The organism is Citrobacter sp. Cpo090 (assembly GCF_030332665.1).
Taxonomy (GTDB): Bacteria; Pseudomonadota; Gammaproteobacteria; order Enterobacterales; family Enterobacteriaceae; genus Citrobacter; species Citrobacter portucalensis.
Genome location: NZ_JAOWHK010000025.1, coordinates 150,027 through 166,125, shown reverse-complemented (window position 1 = coordinate 166,125; position 16,099 = coordinate 150,027). Strand labels below are relative to the sequence as shown.

At 54.4% G+C, this 16,099-nt stretch carries 14 protein-coding genes; 12 read left to right on the top strand and 2 right to left on the bottom strand.

The window, feature by feature from the left end; genetic code table 11:
- Positions 1 to 5: 5 nt before the first annotated feature.
- From dhaL to OGY83_RS03290, 9 genes are all read left to right on the top strand, one after another.
- On the top strand, positions 6 to 638 hold the full coding sequence (dhaL, locus tag OGY83_RS03330; RefSeq protein WP_123267351.1) for a dihydroxyacetone kinase subunit DhaL: 633 nt from the start codon (positions 6 to 8) through the stop codon (positions 636 to 638).
- A gap of 10 nt (positions 639 to 648) precedes the next feature.
- Complete coding sequence (gene dhaM / locus OGY83_RS03325) at positions 649 to 2,079, top strand: dihydroxyacetone kinase phosphoryl donor subunit DhaM (RefSeq protein ID WP_286635277.1); 1,431 nt, start codon at positions 649 to 651, stop codon at positions 2,077 to 2,079.
- Positions 2,080 to 2,249: 170 nt separating this feature from the next.
- Complete coding sequence (locus OGY83_RS03320; RefSeq protein WP_286635276.1) at positions 2,250 to 3,962, top strand: alpha,alpha-trehalase; 1,713 nt, start codon at positions 2,250 to 2,252, stop codon at positions 3,960 to 3,962.
- 207 nt (positions 3,963 to 4,169) lie between these two features.
- Positions 4,170 to 5,192 carry an ABC transporter substrate-binding protein gene (locus OGY83_RS03315; protein WP_286635275.1) on the top strand — a complete coding sequence of 341 codons (1,023 nt, stop codon included), beginning with the start codon at positions 4,170 to 4,172 and terminating at the stop codon, positions 5,190 to 5,192.
- Positions 5,193 to 5,218: 26 nt separating this feature from the next.
- Positions 5,219 to 6,178 (top strand): FecCD family ABC transporter permease, encoded by a 960-nt coding sequence (locus OGY83_RS03310; RefSeq protein ID WP_502873096.1) that lies wholly within the window; start codon positions 5,219 to 5,221, stop codon positions 6,176 to 6,178.
- On the top strand, positions 6,175 to 6,936 hold the full coding sequence (locus OGY83_RS03305) for an ABC transporter ATP-binding protein (protein WP_191214426.1): 762 nt from the start codon (positions 6,175 to 6,177) through the stop codon (positions 6,934 to 6,936). The genes OGY83_RS03310 and OGY83_RS03305 overlap by 4 nt, the downstream gene beginning before the upstream one ends.
- 9 nt (positions 6,937 to 6,945) lie before the next feature.
- Entirely contained in the window at positions 6,946 to 7,758 is an 813-nt protein-coding gene (locus OGY83_RS03300) for a class I SAM-dependent methyltransferase (RefSeq protein WP_286635273.1), read from the top strand.
- On the top strand, positions 7,755 to 8,612 hold the full coding sequence (modD, locus tag OGY83_RS03295) for a ModD protein (protein WP_286635272.1): 858 nt from the start codon (positions 7,755 to 7,757) through the stop codon (positions 8,610 to 8,612). The genes OGY83_RS03300 and modD overlap by 4 nt, the downstream gene beginning before the upstream one ends.
- A gap of 23 nt (positions 8,613 to 8,635) precedes the next feature.
- Positions 8,636 to 10,606, top strand: coding sequence for a TonB-dependent receptor plug domain-containing protein (locus OGY83_RS03290; protein ID WP_286635271.1), 1,971 nt, complete (start codon positions 8,636 to 8,638; stop codon positions 10,604 to 10,606).
- A 772-nt stretch (positions 10,607 to 11,378) separates the two neighbouring features.
- Here OGY83_RS03290 and OGY83_RS03285 read toward each other — a convergent pair.
- Positions 11,379 to 11,633 (bottom strand): GlsB/YeaQ/YmgE family stress response membrane protein, encoded by a 255-nt coding sequence (locus tag OGY83_RS03285; protein ID WP_003020908.1) that lies wholly within the window; start codon positions 11,631 to 11,633, stop codon positions 11,379 to 11,381.
- A gap of 201 nt (positions 11,634 to 11,834) precedes the next feature.
- Here OGY83_RS03285 and ycgR point away from each other — a divergent pair, with 201 nt between their 5' ends.
- Positions 11,835 to 12,569: a flagellar brake protein YcgR gene (ycgR, locus tag OGY83_RS03280; protein ID WP_003020911.1), complete on the top strand. Its 735-nt coding sequence runs from the start codon at positions 11,835 to 11,837 to the stop codon at positions 12,567 to 12,569.
- 11 nt (positions 12,570 to 12,580) lie between these two features.
- On the opposite strand, the gene emtA is transcribed toward ycgR, so the two are convergent.
- Complete coding sequence (emtA, locus tag OGY83_RS03275; protein WP_079937485.1) at positions 12,581 to 13,192, bottom strand: membrane-bound lytic murein transglycosylase EmtA; 612 nt, start codon at positions 13,190 to 13,192, stop codon at positions 12,581 to 12,583.
- 98 nt (positions 13,193 to 13,290) lie between these two features.
- On the opposite strand from emtA, the gene ldcA reads away from it, so the two are divergent.
- On the top strand, positions 13,291 to 14,205 hold the full coding sequence (gene ldcA / locus OGY83_RS03270) for a muramoyltetrapeptide carboxypeptidase (RefSeq protein WP_194210794.1): 915 nt from the start codon (positions 13,291 to 13,293) through the stop codon (positions 14,203 to 14,205).
- Between the two features lie 97 nt (positions 14,206 to 14,302).
- Positions 14,303 to 16,036: a potassium/proton antiporter gene (locus tag OGY83_RS03265; RefSeq protein ID WP_079937487.1), complete on the top strand. Its 1,734-nt coding sequence runs from the start codon at positions 14,303 to 14,305 to the stop codon at positions 16,034 to 16,036.
- The last annotated feature ends 63 nt before the right edge of the window (positions 16,037 to 16,099 follow it).

Below are 16,099 nucleotides of genomic sequence, written 5' to 3'. Positions count from 1 at the left end.
TCATGATGTCCCTCAACAGAACGCAAATTGTTAACTGGCTCTATCGCTGCGGCGATATATTCACCACTGAAAGTGATTTTCTCACCGGACTTGATCGGGAGATCGGCGATGCCGACCACGGTCTGAACATGCATCGTGGTTTCAGCAAAGTCGTTGAAAAGCTGCCATCCATCGCAGATAAAGACATCGGCTTTATTTTGAAAAACACCGGTATGGTGCTGCTCTCAAGCGTCGGTGGGGCCAGTGGACCGCTGTTTGGCACTTTTTTTATTCGCGCCGCCCAGGTGACTCAGGCTCATCAAAGCCTGACGCTTGAAGAGCTGTATCAAATGATGCGTGATGGCGCAGAAGGTGTGATTAGCCGCGGTAAGGCTGAACCTGGCGATAAAACTATGTGCGACGTCTGGCTGCCAGTAGTCGAGTCTTTACGTCAATCCTGTGAACAAAAGTTGAGTGTACAGGCGGCGCTGGAAGCGGCAAGCCAGCAAGCGGAAGCCGCGGCGCAAAGCACCATCACCATGCAGGCTCGCAAAGGCCGTGCCAGCTATCTTGGTGAGCGCAGTATTGGGCATCAGGATCCCGGCGCAACGTCGGTCATGTTTATGATGCAAATGCTGGCTCAGGCGTCCAGAGAGTAAGGATAAAGCGATGGTAAACCTGGTTATTGTTTCTCACAGCGCCCAACTGGGCGAAGGCGTCGGTGCGCTGGCCCGGCAGATGTTAATGGGCGGTGATTGCAAAATCGCCATTGCCGCTGGCATTGATGATCCTGAGAATCCGATTGGCACCGATCCGATTAAGGTGATGGAAGCCATCGAGTCCGTGGCCGATACGGACCACGTGCTGGTGATGATGGATATCGGTAGTGCATTACTGAGTGCGGAAACCGCGCTGGAACTGCTCGACCCAAACATTGCCGCCAAAGTGCGTTTGTGCGCAGCACCACTGGTTGAAGGCACACTGGCTGCGACGGTTAGCGCCGCCGCGGGTGCTGATATCGAGCGGGTCATCCGTGATGCCATGAACGCCCTCGACGCTAAATGTGAGCAACTGGGTTTACCTTCGCCATCCGCAGTGAAACCCGCATCCGCAGCACTTTCTCCCGATGCAGATGCCCGTTCTGTTGCCATTGTGGTGAAAAACCCTAACGGCATCCACGTTCGCCCAGCTTCCCGGCTGGTTTCTGCGTTGTCTGGTTTTAACGCCGACATGTGGCTGGAGAAAAACGGCAAGTGTGTGGTCCCTGATAGCCTGAATCAGATAGCTCTGCTGCAGGTACGCTGTAATGACACGCTACGCCTGATTGCCAAGGGCGAACAGGCAGAGGATGCGCTGGCCGCATTCAAACAGCTGGCAGCAGAGAATTTTGGTGAATCGCTCGAGTCCGCTAATGCTGATAACAAGGCAACTCAGGCTCCCTCAAAAGTCACGGGGACGGCATTCTGTTACACGCCGTTCTCGCCCGAGGTAAACCCGCAACCCACTGCATCACTCCAGGCTGAGCAGCAACGATTACAAGCTGCCATCCAAAGCACGCTGAACGATCTGAGCGAACTCACTGCGCTTGCAGAAGAGCGATATTCCGCTGATATCGCCGCCATCTTCTCCGGTCACCACACGCTGTTGGACGATCCTGAACTGTTTGAGATGGCCTGCGATGTAATGCGTGAAAAGCAATGCAGTGCCGCCTGGGCCTGGCAAAACGTGCTGAGCGATCTCAGCCAGCAGTATTTACAGCTCGATGATCCTTATCTGCAGGCGCGATACATTGATATTGAAGATTTGCTGTCTCGTTCACTGCAACATTTGACGGGAGAGAGCGCACAAATTCCCGCGTTCTTGCGCCCCACTATCCTGGTAGCTGATGTCATTTATCCGTCTACGGTACTGCAACTCGATCCGAAGACCATCAAAGGTATCTGCCTGCGGGACGGCAGCGAAGCCTCCCACCCGGCGATTATCGCTCGTGAAATGGGTCTGTGCTGGATGTGTCAGCAAGGCGCGGCTCTCGATAGCATCAAGATGGGCGATTCTCTGACCATTGACTGTGTCACACAGCGGATAACCCGCGCAAACTGATACCGAAGCACACCCTTTCCAATAAAGGGTGTGCTTCTTCTCTATTCGCGTCGGGAAATGTCTGTTTATTCGCAAAATGGGGAGCCGATCACGCGCAACGGTCGATCCTGAACTAAGGTTTTCTCATGGTAAATGCCGCTACTTCGGCACGCCGCTAAGGAGATTAACCGATGATAACGCCAGCAACTCGCCATCCTGGCCTGCTCTCTGTTGCGATAAAACTGACGCTCGCAAGCACCTTTTTTGCCCTTTCCTCTTTTGCCGCCAACGCCGAGGACGCGCCAGCCACTACGCCTGCGCCGCCTGATATTCTGCTTGGTCCCCTGTTTAACGATGTACAAACAGCCAAACTGTTTCCTGACCAGAAAACCTTTGCGGACGCGGTACCTAACAGCGATCCATTAATGATCCTTGCCGATTACCGGATGCAGAAAAATCAGTCCGGATTCGACCTACGCCATTTTGTACAAGTGAATTTCACCTTGCCGAAAGAAGGCGAGAAATACGTCCCCCCGGCAGGGCAATCACTGCGCGAACATATTGACGGACTGTGGCCGGTACTCACTCGTTCGACCACCGACGCTGAAAAATGGGATTCGCTGCTGCCGCTCCCGGAACCGTATGTGGTACCTGGCGGGCGTTTTCGCGAAATATATTATTGGGACAGCTATTTCACCATGCTAGGGCTTGCCGAGAGCAATCACTGGGATAAAGTCTCGGACATAGTGGCAAACTTCGCTTACGAGATTGATTCCTGGGGACACATTCCTAACGGCAACCGCACCTACTACCTGAGCCGTTCGCAACCGCCGTTCTTTGCCTTTATGGTTGAACTACTGGCGCAACACGACGGAAATGATGCGCTGAAAAAATACCTCCCGCAGATGCAAAAAGAATACAGCTACTGGATGGAAGGCGTCGAAACACTCCAGCCCGGCCAGCAAAATAAGCGCGTGATTAAACTGGATGACGGCACCATTTTGAACCGCTACTGGGATGACCGCGATACGCCGAGGCCAGAGTCCTGGGTAGAAGATATTGCCACCGCTAAAAGCAACCCAAACCGCCCAGCCACAGAAATCTACCGCGACCTGCGTTCAGCTGCTGCATCCGGCTGGGATTTTAGTTCCCGCTGGATGGACAATCCTAATCAGCTGGGCACTCTGCGCACCACCAGCATCGTTCCGGTCGATCTCAATGCGTTGATGTACAAAATGGAAAAAATGATTGCCCTTGCCAGCAAGGCTGCCGGTGATGATGCCAAAGCGGTGCAGTACGATGGCTTCGCTAATGCCCGACAAAAAGGGATCGAAAAATACCTGTGGAACGACAAAGAGGGCTGGTATGCCGACTACGATCTGAAGAGTCACAAAGTACGCAACCAGCTCACTGCTGCTGCCCTGTTCCCGCTGTATGTCAATGCGGCGGCAAAAGATCGCGCCAGTAAAGTGGCCACGGCAACCCAGGCGCATCTGTTGCAGCCCGGCGGCCTTGCGACCACATCAGTGAAAAGCGGCCAACAGTGGGATGCTCCCAACGGCTGGGCCCCGCTCCAGTGGGTCGCGGCATCTGGATTACAGAATTATGGTCAGGATAACGTCGCCATGGACGTCACCTGGCGATTCCTCACCAATGTTCAACACACCTACGATCGCGAGAAAAAGCTGGTTGAGAAGTATGACGTGAGCTCCACTGGAACCGGCGGTGGCGGCGGTGAGTATCCGTTGCAGGATGGTTTCGGCTGGACCAACGGCGTAACGCTAAAAATGCTCGACCTGATTTGCGCCAAAGACAAGCCCTGCGACAACGTCCCCGCATCACGACCTACCCCGGCAAGCGCAACACCAGCCGAGCCTAAAAAACAGACTCAACCGACGCCATAACATCATGGCCTGAGCCGTTTTACTCCCCGAATCCGCGCTTCGTCGCGGATTTTTCTGTCTTATATTCCCCCCTTCCGGCTGTCTCTATGACCTCTAGCCCTTATGGGGTATCCGCGGTTTTCATCCATGAGAAATTGATTCTGAACATGTTTTTATTCGTTGTATATGTAAATATATAGCGATTTTGTAACCTTCAGGATACCAATAATGCCGCTGACAAGACGGATGTTTGCCCAGCTTATGGCATCTGCACTGCTGCTGCGCCATCTACCCGCGTTTGCTCAAACGTCGCTGACCGTGGCCATTGGAGACTCTCCGAAGCCAGAAACGACCCAACGCGTGGTCAGTGCTGGCGCGCCTGCTGACATGCTGTTGCTGGCCGTCGCACCGGAAAAACTGGTGGGGCTTTCCTCCTTTGATTTTTCTCGCCAGACCGCCATCCCGTTTCACGATGATATTCGGAGCTTGCCGAAGCTCGGCAGGCTGGCGGGGCGCGCCAGCACGCTCTCGCTTGAAGCACTCCTGGCGCTTAAACCCGACCTGGTTATTGACTGCGGTAATGCCGATGAAACCTGGCTTTCTCAGGCCAGACAAGTGAACGCACAAACACACATTCCCTGGCTGCTGATTAACGGCGAACTGCGCCATACCCCAGAACAGTTGCGCGCAGCCGGTGAAGTATTGGGCGTCGTCTCGCGAACCACAATGCAGGCCGCGCTGGCCCGTCGATTGATCGATGATGCAATGGCTTTCTCGCACACACCCGCGGCGAACCTGCGTTTTTATGCCGCGCGCGGTGCCAGAGGACTTGAGACAGGTTTACAAGGTTCTCTGCATACCGAAGCGGCAGAACTACTGGGGCTACACAATGTGGCGCACATCCCCGGGCGACAGGGACTCACACAGGTTTCAATGGAAAATCTGCTCAGCTGGCAGCCGGATATTATTCTGGTGCAGGATGCGGTGACAGCGCAGTTCCTACGAGAAGATCCGGTCTGGCAAGGGGTCAAAGCGGTTGCTGACCGGCGCATTCTGTTTCTCAGCGGTCTGCCGTTTGGCTGGCTGGATGCACCTCCTGGCATCAACCGTTTACTGGGGTTACGCCGCCTGCATGCCTGGCTTGATCCGCAGGTTGAAGCGCGCTTTAAAACCGATATGCAGCGCTATAGTGAATTGTTCTGGCACACCACGCTAAGCGACGTACAGTATCAAAGGTTGGTGACCGCCTGATGAGAACATCTACCCTCGGTTTTCTGATGATCGCGGCGGTGGTCCTCTGCGCGAGCGTCGCTGCGGTATCGGGCGCGTACCGCCTGGATGCACAACAGGTTCTGAATCTCGTGACCGGTACAGATGGCGTTCCGATGCAGGACAAAATCGTCTTCTGGCAAATCCGCCTGCCACGCATACTGGCTGCATTGCTACTCGGCGCGGCGCTGGCGGGCGCAGGAACCACCTATCAGGGCATGTTCCGCAACCCGCTGGTCTCGCCAGACATTCTCGGCGTGGCGGCGGGTGCGGGTTTAGGTGCCTGTTTAGCAATCCTGTTAGGTTTACCGATCCTCTTCATTCAGCTGTATGCGTTCATGGGCGGTTTATTCGTGGTCGCCGGTGTCTGGTTAATTACCCTGCGAGTTAAGCGACACGATCCGGTGTTAACGCTGGTTCTGGTCGGGATTGCGCTGGGTACGGTCTGTGGCGCGGGAATTTCGCTTATCAAAACGCTGGCCGACCCATATACCCAACTCCCGTCTATCACCTTCTGGCTGCTTGGCGGTTTATCGACGATTACACTGCACGATCTGTCGTTCTCGGCACCACTGATCATCGCAGGACTGGTCCCGCTATTGCTGCTGCGCTGGCGCATGAACCTGCTCACCCTGTCGGATGATGAAGCACGATCGCTTGGGATCAACGTCTCGCGATTGCGACTGGGACTGATCGTCTGCGCAACGTTAATCACCGCCTGTACCGTCGCCATCGCGGGCATTATCGGCTGGATTGGGCTGGTTGTGCCGCACATCGGCAGACTCCTCAGTGGCAATAACCATCAGCAGTTGCTGCCGGTTTCCATGGGGGTCGGTGCCATTTTGCTGCTGCTCACCGATACCCTCGCCCGTACGCTGAGCAGCACGGAAATTCCGCTGGGGATCCTGACTGCATTTATTGGCGCACCGTTCTTTTTGCTGCTTTTGCTACGGGGAAATCGCCCATGACGCTACTGACCGTCCGCCATGCGTCGTTGGGATACCACAGTCACCAGCCCGTGTTACGCGATGTCTCATTTCAGGTTTCGCCCGGCTCCATCTGTTGTCTGATTGGGGCCAACGGCAGTGGAAAAACCACTCTGATGCGCACCATTCTCGGCGTTCTTTCGCCGCTTCACGGTGACATTCTGCTTGATGGCATCGCCATAAATCATCTCAACGATCGGCAACGCGCCGCCGCTATCGCCTGGGTCCCTCAGGCGCATGACGGTGCGTTTGCCTTCACTGCGCTGGACATGGTGATGATGGGGCTGGCCCCGCAACTGCAGGCATTTGCGGTTCCCGGCGCTAGAGAGCGCGAAATTGCTCATCAACAGCTGGCGATGCTGGGAATCTCTCACCTGGCGCCCCGGCGCTGGAACACGCTGAGTGGCGGAGAGCGGCAACTGGTGTTAATTGCCCGCGCGCTGGCGCAACGCCCGCGCCTTTTGTTGCTGGATGAACCCGCTTCCAGCCTGGATTTTGGGCATCAGATCCGTCTGCTCGACACACTGGTGACGCTGAAAAATTCAGGTATGGCCCTGCTAATGTCGACCCATCATCCGTTGCACGCCCGGGCAATCGCCGACAGTGTTGTTCGCGTTGAACCGAACGGTGAAGTGTCACAGGGGCTTCCTGAACAGCAGCTCGCCACCGATCGTCTGGCTGCTCTGTATCGCGTTACACCGTCACAAATCGCCCATCACCTCTTTGGCTCACACAACTAAGGAATAAGAATGCTCATTGACGACATTGATTTTGCCGATCTTTACCGTAAACAGTTACAGCTGGCGAACAGAACCGAGAAAAAACCGGAGCACTGGGATAGGCGTGCGGAAAAAATGGCGGAAAATTGCGCCTCATTAACCGACAGCTATCTGCTGCAACTATTGGGAAAAATCGACCTGAAAGGGGCGGAGTCGCTGTTTGACATGGGCTGCGGTCCCGGTACGGTCTCGCTGGCGCTGGCTAAAAAGATGCCAATAATTTACGGCGTAGATTACAGCCAGGGAATGCTTAGCGTAGCTGCCCGCCGCGCTGCGCAAATGAACGCCCGTCACGTACAGTGGGTGCAGCGGGCCTGGGAGGAACACTGGGATGATTTACCCCAGTGCGATATCGCCGTCGCCTCGCGCTCTACGCTGGTTGCCGATATGCGCCAGGCAATGACTAAACTGAATAATCAGGCCCGGCTGCGGGTTTACACCACTCATCTCGTCAGCTCATCTTTCGTTTCCCCCACCATTCAACGTGCGCTGGGCCGCGAAGTGATTGAGCTTCCAAACTATATCTACGCGCTTAATGTCCTGTATCAGATGGGGATCCACGCGCATGTTGATTTTATCCGCGGGCCCAACTGTCAGCAGGACAACAGCACCTGGACGCGTTTTCTGGAAAACGTGCGCTGGAGTATGGGGGAGCTGAGCGCCAACGAGGTCGAACGTCTGGAAACCTGGTATCAGCAGCAGGATCCACGCGCGATTGCCCCCGCCAGCCGTGACTGGGCGCTTATCTGGTGGGACAGCGTGCCGCGGGAGGCGCTGCGATGATCTACTTTTCGCAGGCGCAAACCGACGCGCTGCTGCTGGAAGATATTCAGGGCGGCGATCTGACTACCCGCGCGTTGGAAATCGGCACACAGCCAGGCGTTATGGAGTTTTATCATCGCCAGGGCGGATGCGTTAGCGGCACCGCCGTTGCCAGACAAATGCTCACCTCATTAGGGCTGACCGTCAGCGACATAGTGGCCGATGGTGAACAGGTATGTGCAGAACAGCGATTGATTCGCGCACATGGGAATGCGGCGGCGCTGCACCAGGGCTGGAAGGCGGTACAAAATGTGCTGGAATGGAGCTGCGGCGTATCGCGCTATCTCGACGAGATGCTGAACGTGCTACGCCAACGCTATCCCGACGGGCAGATTGCCTGTACCCGCAAAGCCATTCCCGGCACGCGTTTGTTGGCGACTCAGGCAATACTCGCCGCGGGAGGCATTATCCATCGCGGAGGATGCGCCGAAACGGTGCTGCTGTTTGCTAATCACCGCCATTTTCTTACCAACCCAAACGACTGGGCCGGCGCGATTGCGCGCTTACGCAGCCACGCACCAGAAAAAAAGATCGTGGTTGAAGCAGATACGCCAGATGAGGCATTAGCCGCGCTACGCGCCGCACCCGATGTCCTGCAACTCGACAAATTTACCCCTGAGCAAGCAACAGAAATTGTCCGCCAGGCCCCTTCTCTGGCCCCTCATTGCACGCTGGCGCTGACTGGCGGCATTACCCTCGCCTCACTGGCGAGTTATCTCGACTGTGGCATCAGACTTTTCATCACTTCCGCGCCTTACTACGCTCCGCCTGCGGATATCAAAGTAAGCCTGAGCCCGGACGCACGTCGCATATAACATTTATAAATGGACTAAGAATAATGAATTTCAACAAAAGTTGTCTTTACACAGCCCTGTCGTTTGCTTTCGCGCACAGTGCTTTTGCTGGGCAGGAAAGCGAAACCATGACCGTCTGGTCAAGCCCGGCCTCCGCCGCAACCACTACGGTTCTCGGCCAGGAAACGATGCAGCAACTGGATAAGCAAAACGTGGCGCAGGCGCTGAGCGTTGTCCCCGGCGTCGTGCTGCAAAAGTCAGGCAACCGCAATGAGCAGCAGGTGAAAGTCCGCGGTTTTGACAGCCGTCAGGTTCCCGTCTATTTTGACGGCGTGCCGGTATACATCCCCTATGACGGCAACCTCGATTTAGGCCGTTTTCTGACCTCCGATATCGCTTCGGTTGAAGTATCCAAAGGCTATTCGTCTCTGCTACAAGGGCCGAACCAGATGGGTGGCGCCATCAATATCACCACCAAAAGACCTACCAAACCGATTGAAGGCAGCATTGGCTATCGCCAGGGCTGGAGTCGTAGCAAAGACAATGCCCACGATATGCACGCTTCATTTGGCGCCAGCAACGATCTCGGCTACATCCAGCTCAGTGGCAGTCAGTTGAAGCAGGATTTCCTTGGGTTACCGCACGGCGTGGACAACCCTATTGCGGGCAGCAACGGCAAAATGATCAACTCCTCTGCCGATGACAAACGCGGCATCGTGAAGCTGGGCTTTACCCCACGTGGTGATGACGAATATGTGCTGACCTATATTAATCAGGACGGTGAAAAAGATAACCCTCCGTACGCTGGAACCAGCAGTCAGAAATCACGCTACTGGCAATGGCCACAGTACGATAAAGAGAGCTATTACTATCAGGGCACTACCCATCTGGGCGACCGTTTTACCCTGAAAAGCCGTCTGTATCGCGACACATTTGAAAATACGTTGATGATGTACAACTCGCTTGCCGATCTGAAAAATAAAAAAGGCAGCTACAGTCATTATTCAGACTATAGCGATGGAGCTGGTTTGCAGCTCGCTGCGGATATGCGTGAAAACGACCAGCTCTCTTTCGCGGTGAACTGGAAGGATGATGTTCACCGCGAGAAAGGCGCACCTAATGCGGCTTACGACCGTTACGAAGACCGCACCTGGTCTGTTGCCAGTGAATATCAGTGGGCAGCGGCGGATAATGTCGATGTAGTGGCGGGAATAAGCTATGACTGGCGCGACAGTCTGGAAGGCATGAAGCACGAGAAAAATGGCAGCGTTACCCACTATGATGACAACAATCAGTCAGCTTTCAACTGGCAGATGATGACCAAATATCACTTCGAAAATGCCGACACATTAGCACTGTCATACTCTGACAGAACACGTTTCCCAACGCTGAAAGAACGCTATACGACCTCGAAACCGGCCTATAACCAGGTGGCGCTGGTCAATCCGCAGCTTAAACCGGAACGCGCCCGCAGCGTGGATCTGACCTGGAATGGTTCACTTGGCAAAGACTGGGGATTCGAAGCCAGCGTCTATTACAACCGCATCAGCGATGCCATTCTTTCACACAACATTGATGCCGATACCATCCAGAATCAGAACAGCGGCCGGGTGGATTACACCGGTCTGGATGCAGGCGTTAAAGGTAAAGTCTTTGATATGCTGGATGTTGGGCTGAGCTATGGCCTGATTCATGCGGATGTTAAACGCAGCGATATCGGCAAAATAACCGATTTGCCGACGCAAACCCTCACTGCCTGGATGACGCTGAAACCGTGGGATCCGCTGAGCATTACGCTGTCAGAAGAGGCCCGCTCATCGAGCTATAGCAATAGCGACGGCTCGCAGAAAGCCGCTGGTTTCGCCATTACCCATTTATGCGCTGACTACGCCATCGGTCACGGGTTTAGCGTTAACGCTTCGGTCAATAACCTGTTCGATACACAATACGTGTACAGCGAAGGATTTATCGAAGAAGGTCGCAACTACTGGGCAGGAATTGAGTACCAGTTCTGATTTAACGATGCAAAGAAACGGCCCCACTCGGAGTAATGCTCTTCAGTTAACGCCTTAGTTTCAGAAAGTATCGCCGGTGTGGGTAGAAGTTTTGAATATGCTCTCTCAGAAAAAGGGTTCCGTTCACCTCATGTTCATAGTTTCTCTGAAACGCCGATTCCTGTGAACGTGTAAAGGGCGTTCTCCGTCACGCCCTTTACAATCCCGGCTCCCGGCGGGAAAATTGCCACTTCGTGGTTCCCTCCGCTTACTCCTTCAGGCTACCGGGCCGGGCGCGAGGTAGCATCCATGCAAAGCGCGCCCTGAACCCGCATCCATGCGGGTTCTCCCGGCCTTACGGAAACACGTCGGCAATTTTCAGCCGGACCAACTCACACCTCACCTTCTGCGTTTTTTGTTAAAACAGCAAAATAGATTTAATTGGAAGTCAGAGCGTTGAAGCGATGACCCCGGTCCGGCTGAAAATCGATGAGGCGTTGACGGCTGACCGGGGCTGTCCGCAGGGATGCGGACAGAGGGGACGGCCTGCATGGACGCAGGCTCGACCCCGACCCGACAGGCAGACGGCATAAGACGAATAACTCGCGCAGCGACGATTTTCCCGCCGGGAGCCTGGGATGCAAGGGAGGTGGCGGCGAGCCTCCCTTGCACGTTCACGGGCATCAGCGCTTCAGAGAAATGACACCGCTGAGGTGAACGGAACCCTGAGCAAGAATTACATGTTCACCATAAATGCTTAACTGAACGGCGTTACCGCTCGGGGGCCGTTCGATTAATCTCGTCGAACAAGCCGGAAGACTCCCAGTACAACAATTGCGCCGACCACGGCCACCAGGAAGCTGTGGAGATTAAACCCGCTGACATCGCCGCCAATACCAAACATCGTTGCCAGCCATCCACCGACCACAGCACCGACGACACCCAGAATACAGGTCAGGATAAATCCACCGCCATCGCGCCCCGGCATAATCAGTTTGGCGATAACCCCCGCAATCAGACCAAAAATAATCCAGGCAATAATTCCCATTTTCAGGCCCTCTTTCCAGTGAACGCACGCGCAAGACATTCCTGCGCCAGCACTTAAAGTATAGGCAAGCCGTCACGACATGCTTTTATCACGCAGACTTAATTCATTGGGTTTGGTAAAAAATTTCATCCATTTGTATTAAGTTCTGTCAGTTAATGCCGATAACCCAACGACAAACCAGGCATCCAGGAGTCATTAGGTGTGAGTAACTACAATGAGCAGTTCCTGAAGCAAAATCCGTTAGCGGTGTTAGGTGTACTTCGGGACTTAAAGTCGCAGCAGGTTCCACTGCGTATCTCCTGGTCAGGCGGCCAGTTCATCAGCAAAGTTCTGGCCGTAAGCCCGGACGAACTGGTCATGGATTTTGGCAGCCAGGAATATGAAAACCAGGCCGTACAGCGGGCCAGCCAGATCTCGATTATCGCCGAAACACAGGGAGCCAAAGTAGAATTCACCCTGCCACAACTTAAAAAAGGCGAGTATCAGCAACTGCCGGCGTTTATTTCATCCTTGCCGCCTTCCCTGTGGTTTGTTCAGCGTCGGGAATATTTCCGCATCGGCGCTCCGCTGCACCCTCCCTATCGCTGCACGGCAAAAATGCCGGACAACAGCACGCTGTGTTTTCGCTTATTCGATTTGTCGCTTGGCGGTATGGGCGGGCTGTTAGAAACGGCAAAACCAGAAGGACTGGTAGAAGGTATACGCTTCGCGCAGGTTGAACTGAACATGGAACAATGGGGGGTGTATCACGTTGACGCCCAGCTTATTTCCATTAGCGAACGCAAAGTTATCGACAGTAAAAACGAAACCATTACCACTCCCCGCCTGAGCTTTCGTTTTCTCAACGTCGGCCCGGCGGTGGAGCGGAACTTACAGCGGATTATTTTTTCCCTTGAACGCGAGGCCCGGGAAAAGTCAAACAAGGTGCGCGATTAGCATCACCTGAATTACATCGCATCCAGCGCTTGTTGAAGCTTCCAGATATAGCGCGGAGCCTGCGGCGCCGGATGATTATCAGCCACATAATCAATAAATTCATCCGGACTGAGATCGTTGATCTTATTGATCGCTTTTTTCCTGTCGGAGGAGAACGTTCGCAGCAGCGCGCCCGCCCCGTTGGCGTACGACACCACCACCGCATATTGCATCACCTGCGGATCTTCAATTCCGGCCAGCGGTCCGGTCTCAAGAATACTCAGATATGCGGCCCCCATTGAGATATTGCGCTCAGGATTTTTCAACTCGCTGGTCGACGGCTCTCCGCTCCATCCCATGCGGCGATAAACATCGCGTCCTGAAGTTGAGGCTTTCAACTGCATCAGACCAATCGCATTGGACTTACTGACCGCATTCGGATTTCCGCCTGATTCAATGGCGATAATAGCGGTAATCAATTGTGGACTGACACCCCAGGCCGCACCGGCTTTTTCACTGATCGGCATCCATTGCATTGCGCGTTTAACCGGGACTTCAGCATTCCACGGCGGGTTTTTGTAATCATGTTTTGAACTACAGCCCGCAAGTAATACAACCAAAAAAGCAAACCATCTCAATTTCACGTCATCTATCCTTATAGCCGGAACCTGTCGCTGAGGTGACAACGACATACCTACGCGGCATGATATACATTTGGTTTTAGTTGTAGCAAGGAAATGCCATGTCCCGGTTTCACTTAATTGCCCCGTCGGGCTACTGTATCAATCAGCAGGCTGCCTTACGTGGGCTTGCGCGTCTTACTGAGGCCGGTCATCAGGTCGATAATTCAGCAGTCATTGCGCGCCGCTGCCAGCGTTTTGCGGGGACAGAGGCCGAAAGACTTGCTGATGTGAACTCGCTCGTTAATCTGAAAACCCCCGATACCATTGTGATGGCTGTACGCGGCGGCTATGGCGCGAGCCGTTTACTGGCAGAGATTGACTGGCAGGGGCTGGCTGCTCGCCAGCAACAAGATCCGCTGCTGCTGTGCGGACACAGCGATTTTACGGCGATCCAGTGTGGTCTGCTGTCTCAAGGGAATGTGATTAGCTTCAGCGGCCCGATGCTGGCGGCGAACTTCGGCGCCGAGGAGATGAACGCATTCACCGAGCACCATTTCTGGCAGGCTTTGCGTAATGCCCAATTTACCCTCGAATGGCAGGGTGACGGTCCTCAGTGCGCAACTGAAGGTACACTGTGGGGCGGAAATCTGGCGATGATCATTTCGCTAATGGGTACGCCGTGGATGCCGGCTATCAAAAACGGCATTTTGGTTCTGGAAGACATTAACGAGCATCCATTCCGTGTCGAACGCATGCTGCTGCAGCTGTACCACGCCGGAATACTGGCCCAGCAAAACGCCATTATCCTCGGCAGTTTTAGCGGCAGCGCGCCGAATGATTACGACGCTGGTTACAATCTTGATTCAGTTTGTGATTTTCTGCGCGCCAGACTGTCCGTTCCGTTGATCGGCGGCCTCGATTTTGGCCATGAACAACGTACCGTCACCCTGCCGTTGGGAGCCAATGCGGTGCTGAAAAATGATAAAAACGGCACTCAGCTCACCTTAAGCGGGCATCCGGTACTAAAATCGTAAAAAAAGCGGCTAATAGGGCTAAGTAAAACGCTGTTTCTGTCGTTATTATGGTAGGGTTTATTAATACGAAACAGCGTAATTCAGGAGTAACCGAACGTTGGATGCCGCAGCAATTATTAGCCTTTTTATTTTGGGTTCCGTTCTCGTCACCTGCAGTATCTTACTCAGTTCATTCTCATCACGTCTCGGTATCCCAATTCTGGTGATATTTCTCGCTATCGGTATGTTAGCGGGCGTGGATGGTATAGGCGGCATACCTTTCGATAACTATCCATTCGCCTACATGGTGAGTAACCTGGCACTGGCGGTTATTCTGCTCGACGGCGGGATGCGCACCCAGGCCAGCTCTTTTCGCGTTGCGTTAGGCCCGGCGCTATCGTTGGCGACGGTCGGTGTGCTGATTACTTCCGGACTCACCGGCATGATGGCCGCGTGGCTGTTTCATCTGGATCTTATCGAAGGACTCCTGATTGGCGCGATTGTTGGTTCAACCGACGCCGCGGCGGTCTTTTCTCTGCTTGGCGGTAAGGGGCTTAACGAACGCGTTGGCTCTACGCTGGAAATTGAATCCGGTAGTAATGACCCGATGGCCGTGTTTTTGACCATCACTCTCATCGCCATGATCCAAAACCACGAGACCGGTTTAAGCTGGATGTTCGCGGTGCACATTATCCAGCAGTTTGGCTTAGGCATCGCTATCGGTCTGGGCGGTGGATATATGCTCCAGCAGATGATTAACCGCATTTCTCTGCCTGCCGGACTTTATCCGCTATTGGCGTTAAGCGGTGGGATCCTGATTTTTGCCCTGACCACTGCGCTGGAAGGCAGCGGTATTCTGGCGGTTTATCTGTGTGGTTTCCTGCTGGGTAATCGCCCCATCCGCAACCGATTTGGTATTCTGCAAAACTTCGACGGTCTGGCCTGGCTGGCGCAAATCGCTATGTTTCTGGTGCTCGGACTGCTGGTTACGCCGTCCGACCTGCTGCCTATCGCAATCCCTGCGCTGATTTTGTCTGCGTGGATGATTTTCATTGCCCGCCCGCTTTCGGTCTTCGCCGGACTGCTGCCGTTTCGTGGCTTTAATCTGCGCGAGCGCATTTTCATCAGTTGGGTGGGGCTGCGAGGTGCGGTACCCATTATCCTCGCCGTCTTCCCAATGATGGCGGGTCTGGAGAACGCGCGCCTGTTCTTTAACGTCGCCTTCTTCGTGGTACTTATCTCGTTGCTGTTTCAGGGAACGTCGCTTTCATGGGCCGCTAAAAAAGCCAAAGTGGTGGTCCCTCCCGTCGGCTGGCCCGTGTCGCGCATTGGTCTTGATATTCACCCGGATAACCCGTGGGAGCAGTTTGTTTATCAGCTCAGCGCGGATAAGTGGTGTGTGGGCGCCGCACTGCGCGACCTGCATATGCCGGAAGAAACACGAATTGCCGCCCTGTTTCGTGACAACGTGCTGTTTCACCCCTCCGGCAGTACGCGCCTACGTGAAGGTGACGTTCTGTGCGTCATTGGCCGCGAGCGCGATCTCCCGGCTCTCGGCAAGCTGTTCAGCCAGTCGCCGCCGGTGTCGTTAGACCAGCGATTCTTCGGTGATTTTATTCTTGAAGCCAGCGCAAAATATGCCGATGTGGCGCTGATTTATGGCCTGGAAGATGGCACAGAGTATCGTGATAAGCAGCAAACGCTGGGTGAAATTGTCCAGCATCTGCTTGGTGCCGCGCCCGTCGTCGGTGACCAGGTGGAATTCGCGGGTATGATCTGGACTGTGGCCGAGAAGGAAGATAATGCAGTGCTGAAGGTCGGTGTTCGCGTTGCTGAAGATGAGGATGAGTAAAGCGGATATTTTTTGCCGGGTGGCGGCTGCGCCTTACCCGGCCTACAAAATGCACTGACTCTG

Bases quoted from the DNA above. Each gene is read 5' to 3' on its own strand.
- ldcA (WP_194210794.1), top strand. From the start codon at position 13,291: ATGTCCCGGTTTCACTTAATTGCCCCGTCGGGCTACTGTATCAATCAG.
- OGY83_RS03290 (WP_286635271.1), top strand. From the start codon at position 8,636: ATGAATTTCAACAAAAGTTGTCTTTACACAGCCCTGTCGTTTGCTTTC.
- modD (WP_286635272.1), top strand. From the start codon at position 7,755: ATGATCTACTTTTCGCAGGCGCAAACCGACGCGCTGCTGCTGGAAGAT.
- OGY83_RS03320 (WP_286635276.1), top strand. From the start codon at position 2,250: ATGATAACGCCAGCAACTCGCCATCCTGGCCTGCTCTCTGTTGCGATA.
- OGY83_RS03300 (WP_286635273.1), top strand. From the start codon at position 6,946: ATGCTCATTGACGACATTGATTTTGCCGATCTTTACCGTAAACAGTTA.
- OGY83_RS03315 (WP_286635275.1), top strand. From the start codon at position 4,170: ATGCCGCTGACAAGACGGATGTTTGCCCAGCTTATGGCATCTGCACTG.
- dhaL (WP_123267351.1), top strand. From the start codon at position 6: ATGTCCCTCAACAGAACGCAAATTGTTAACTGGCTCTATCGCTGCGGC.
- OGY83_RS03305 (WP_191214426.1), top strand. From the start codon at position 6,175: ATGACGCTACTGACCGTCCGCCATGCGTCGTTGGGATACCACAGTCAC.
- dhaM (WP_286635277.1), top strand. From the start codon at position 649: ATGGTAAACCTGGTTATTGTTTCTCACAGCGCCCAACTGGGCGAAGGC.
- OGY83_RS03310 (WP_502873096.1), top strand. From the start codon at position 5,219: ATGATCGCGGCGGTGGTCCTCTGCGCGAGCGTCGCTGCGGTATCGGGC.
- OGY83_RS03285 (WP_003020908.1), bottom strand. From the start codon at position 11,633: ATGGGAATTATTGCCTGGATTATTTTTGGTCTGATTGCGGGGGTTATC.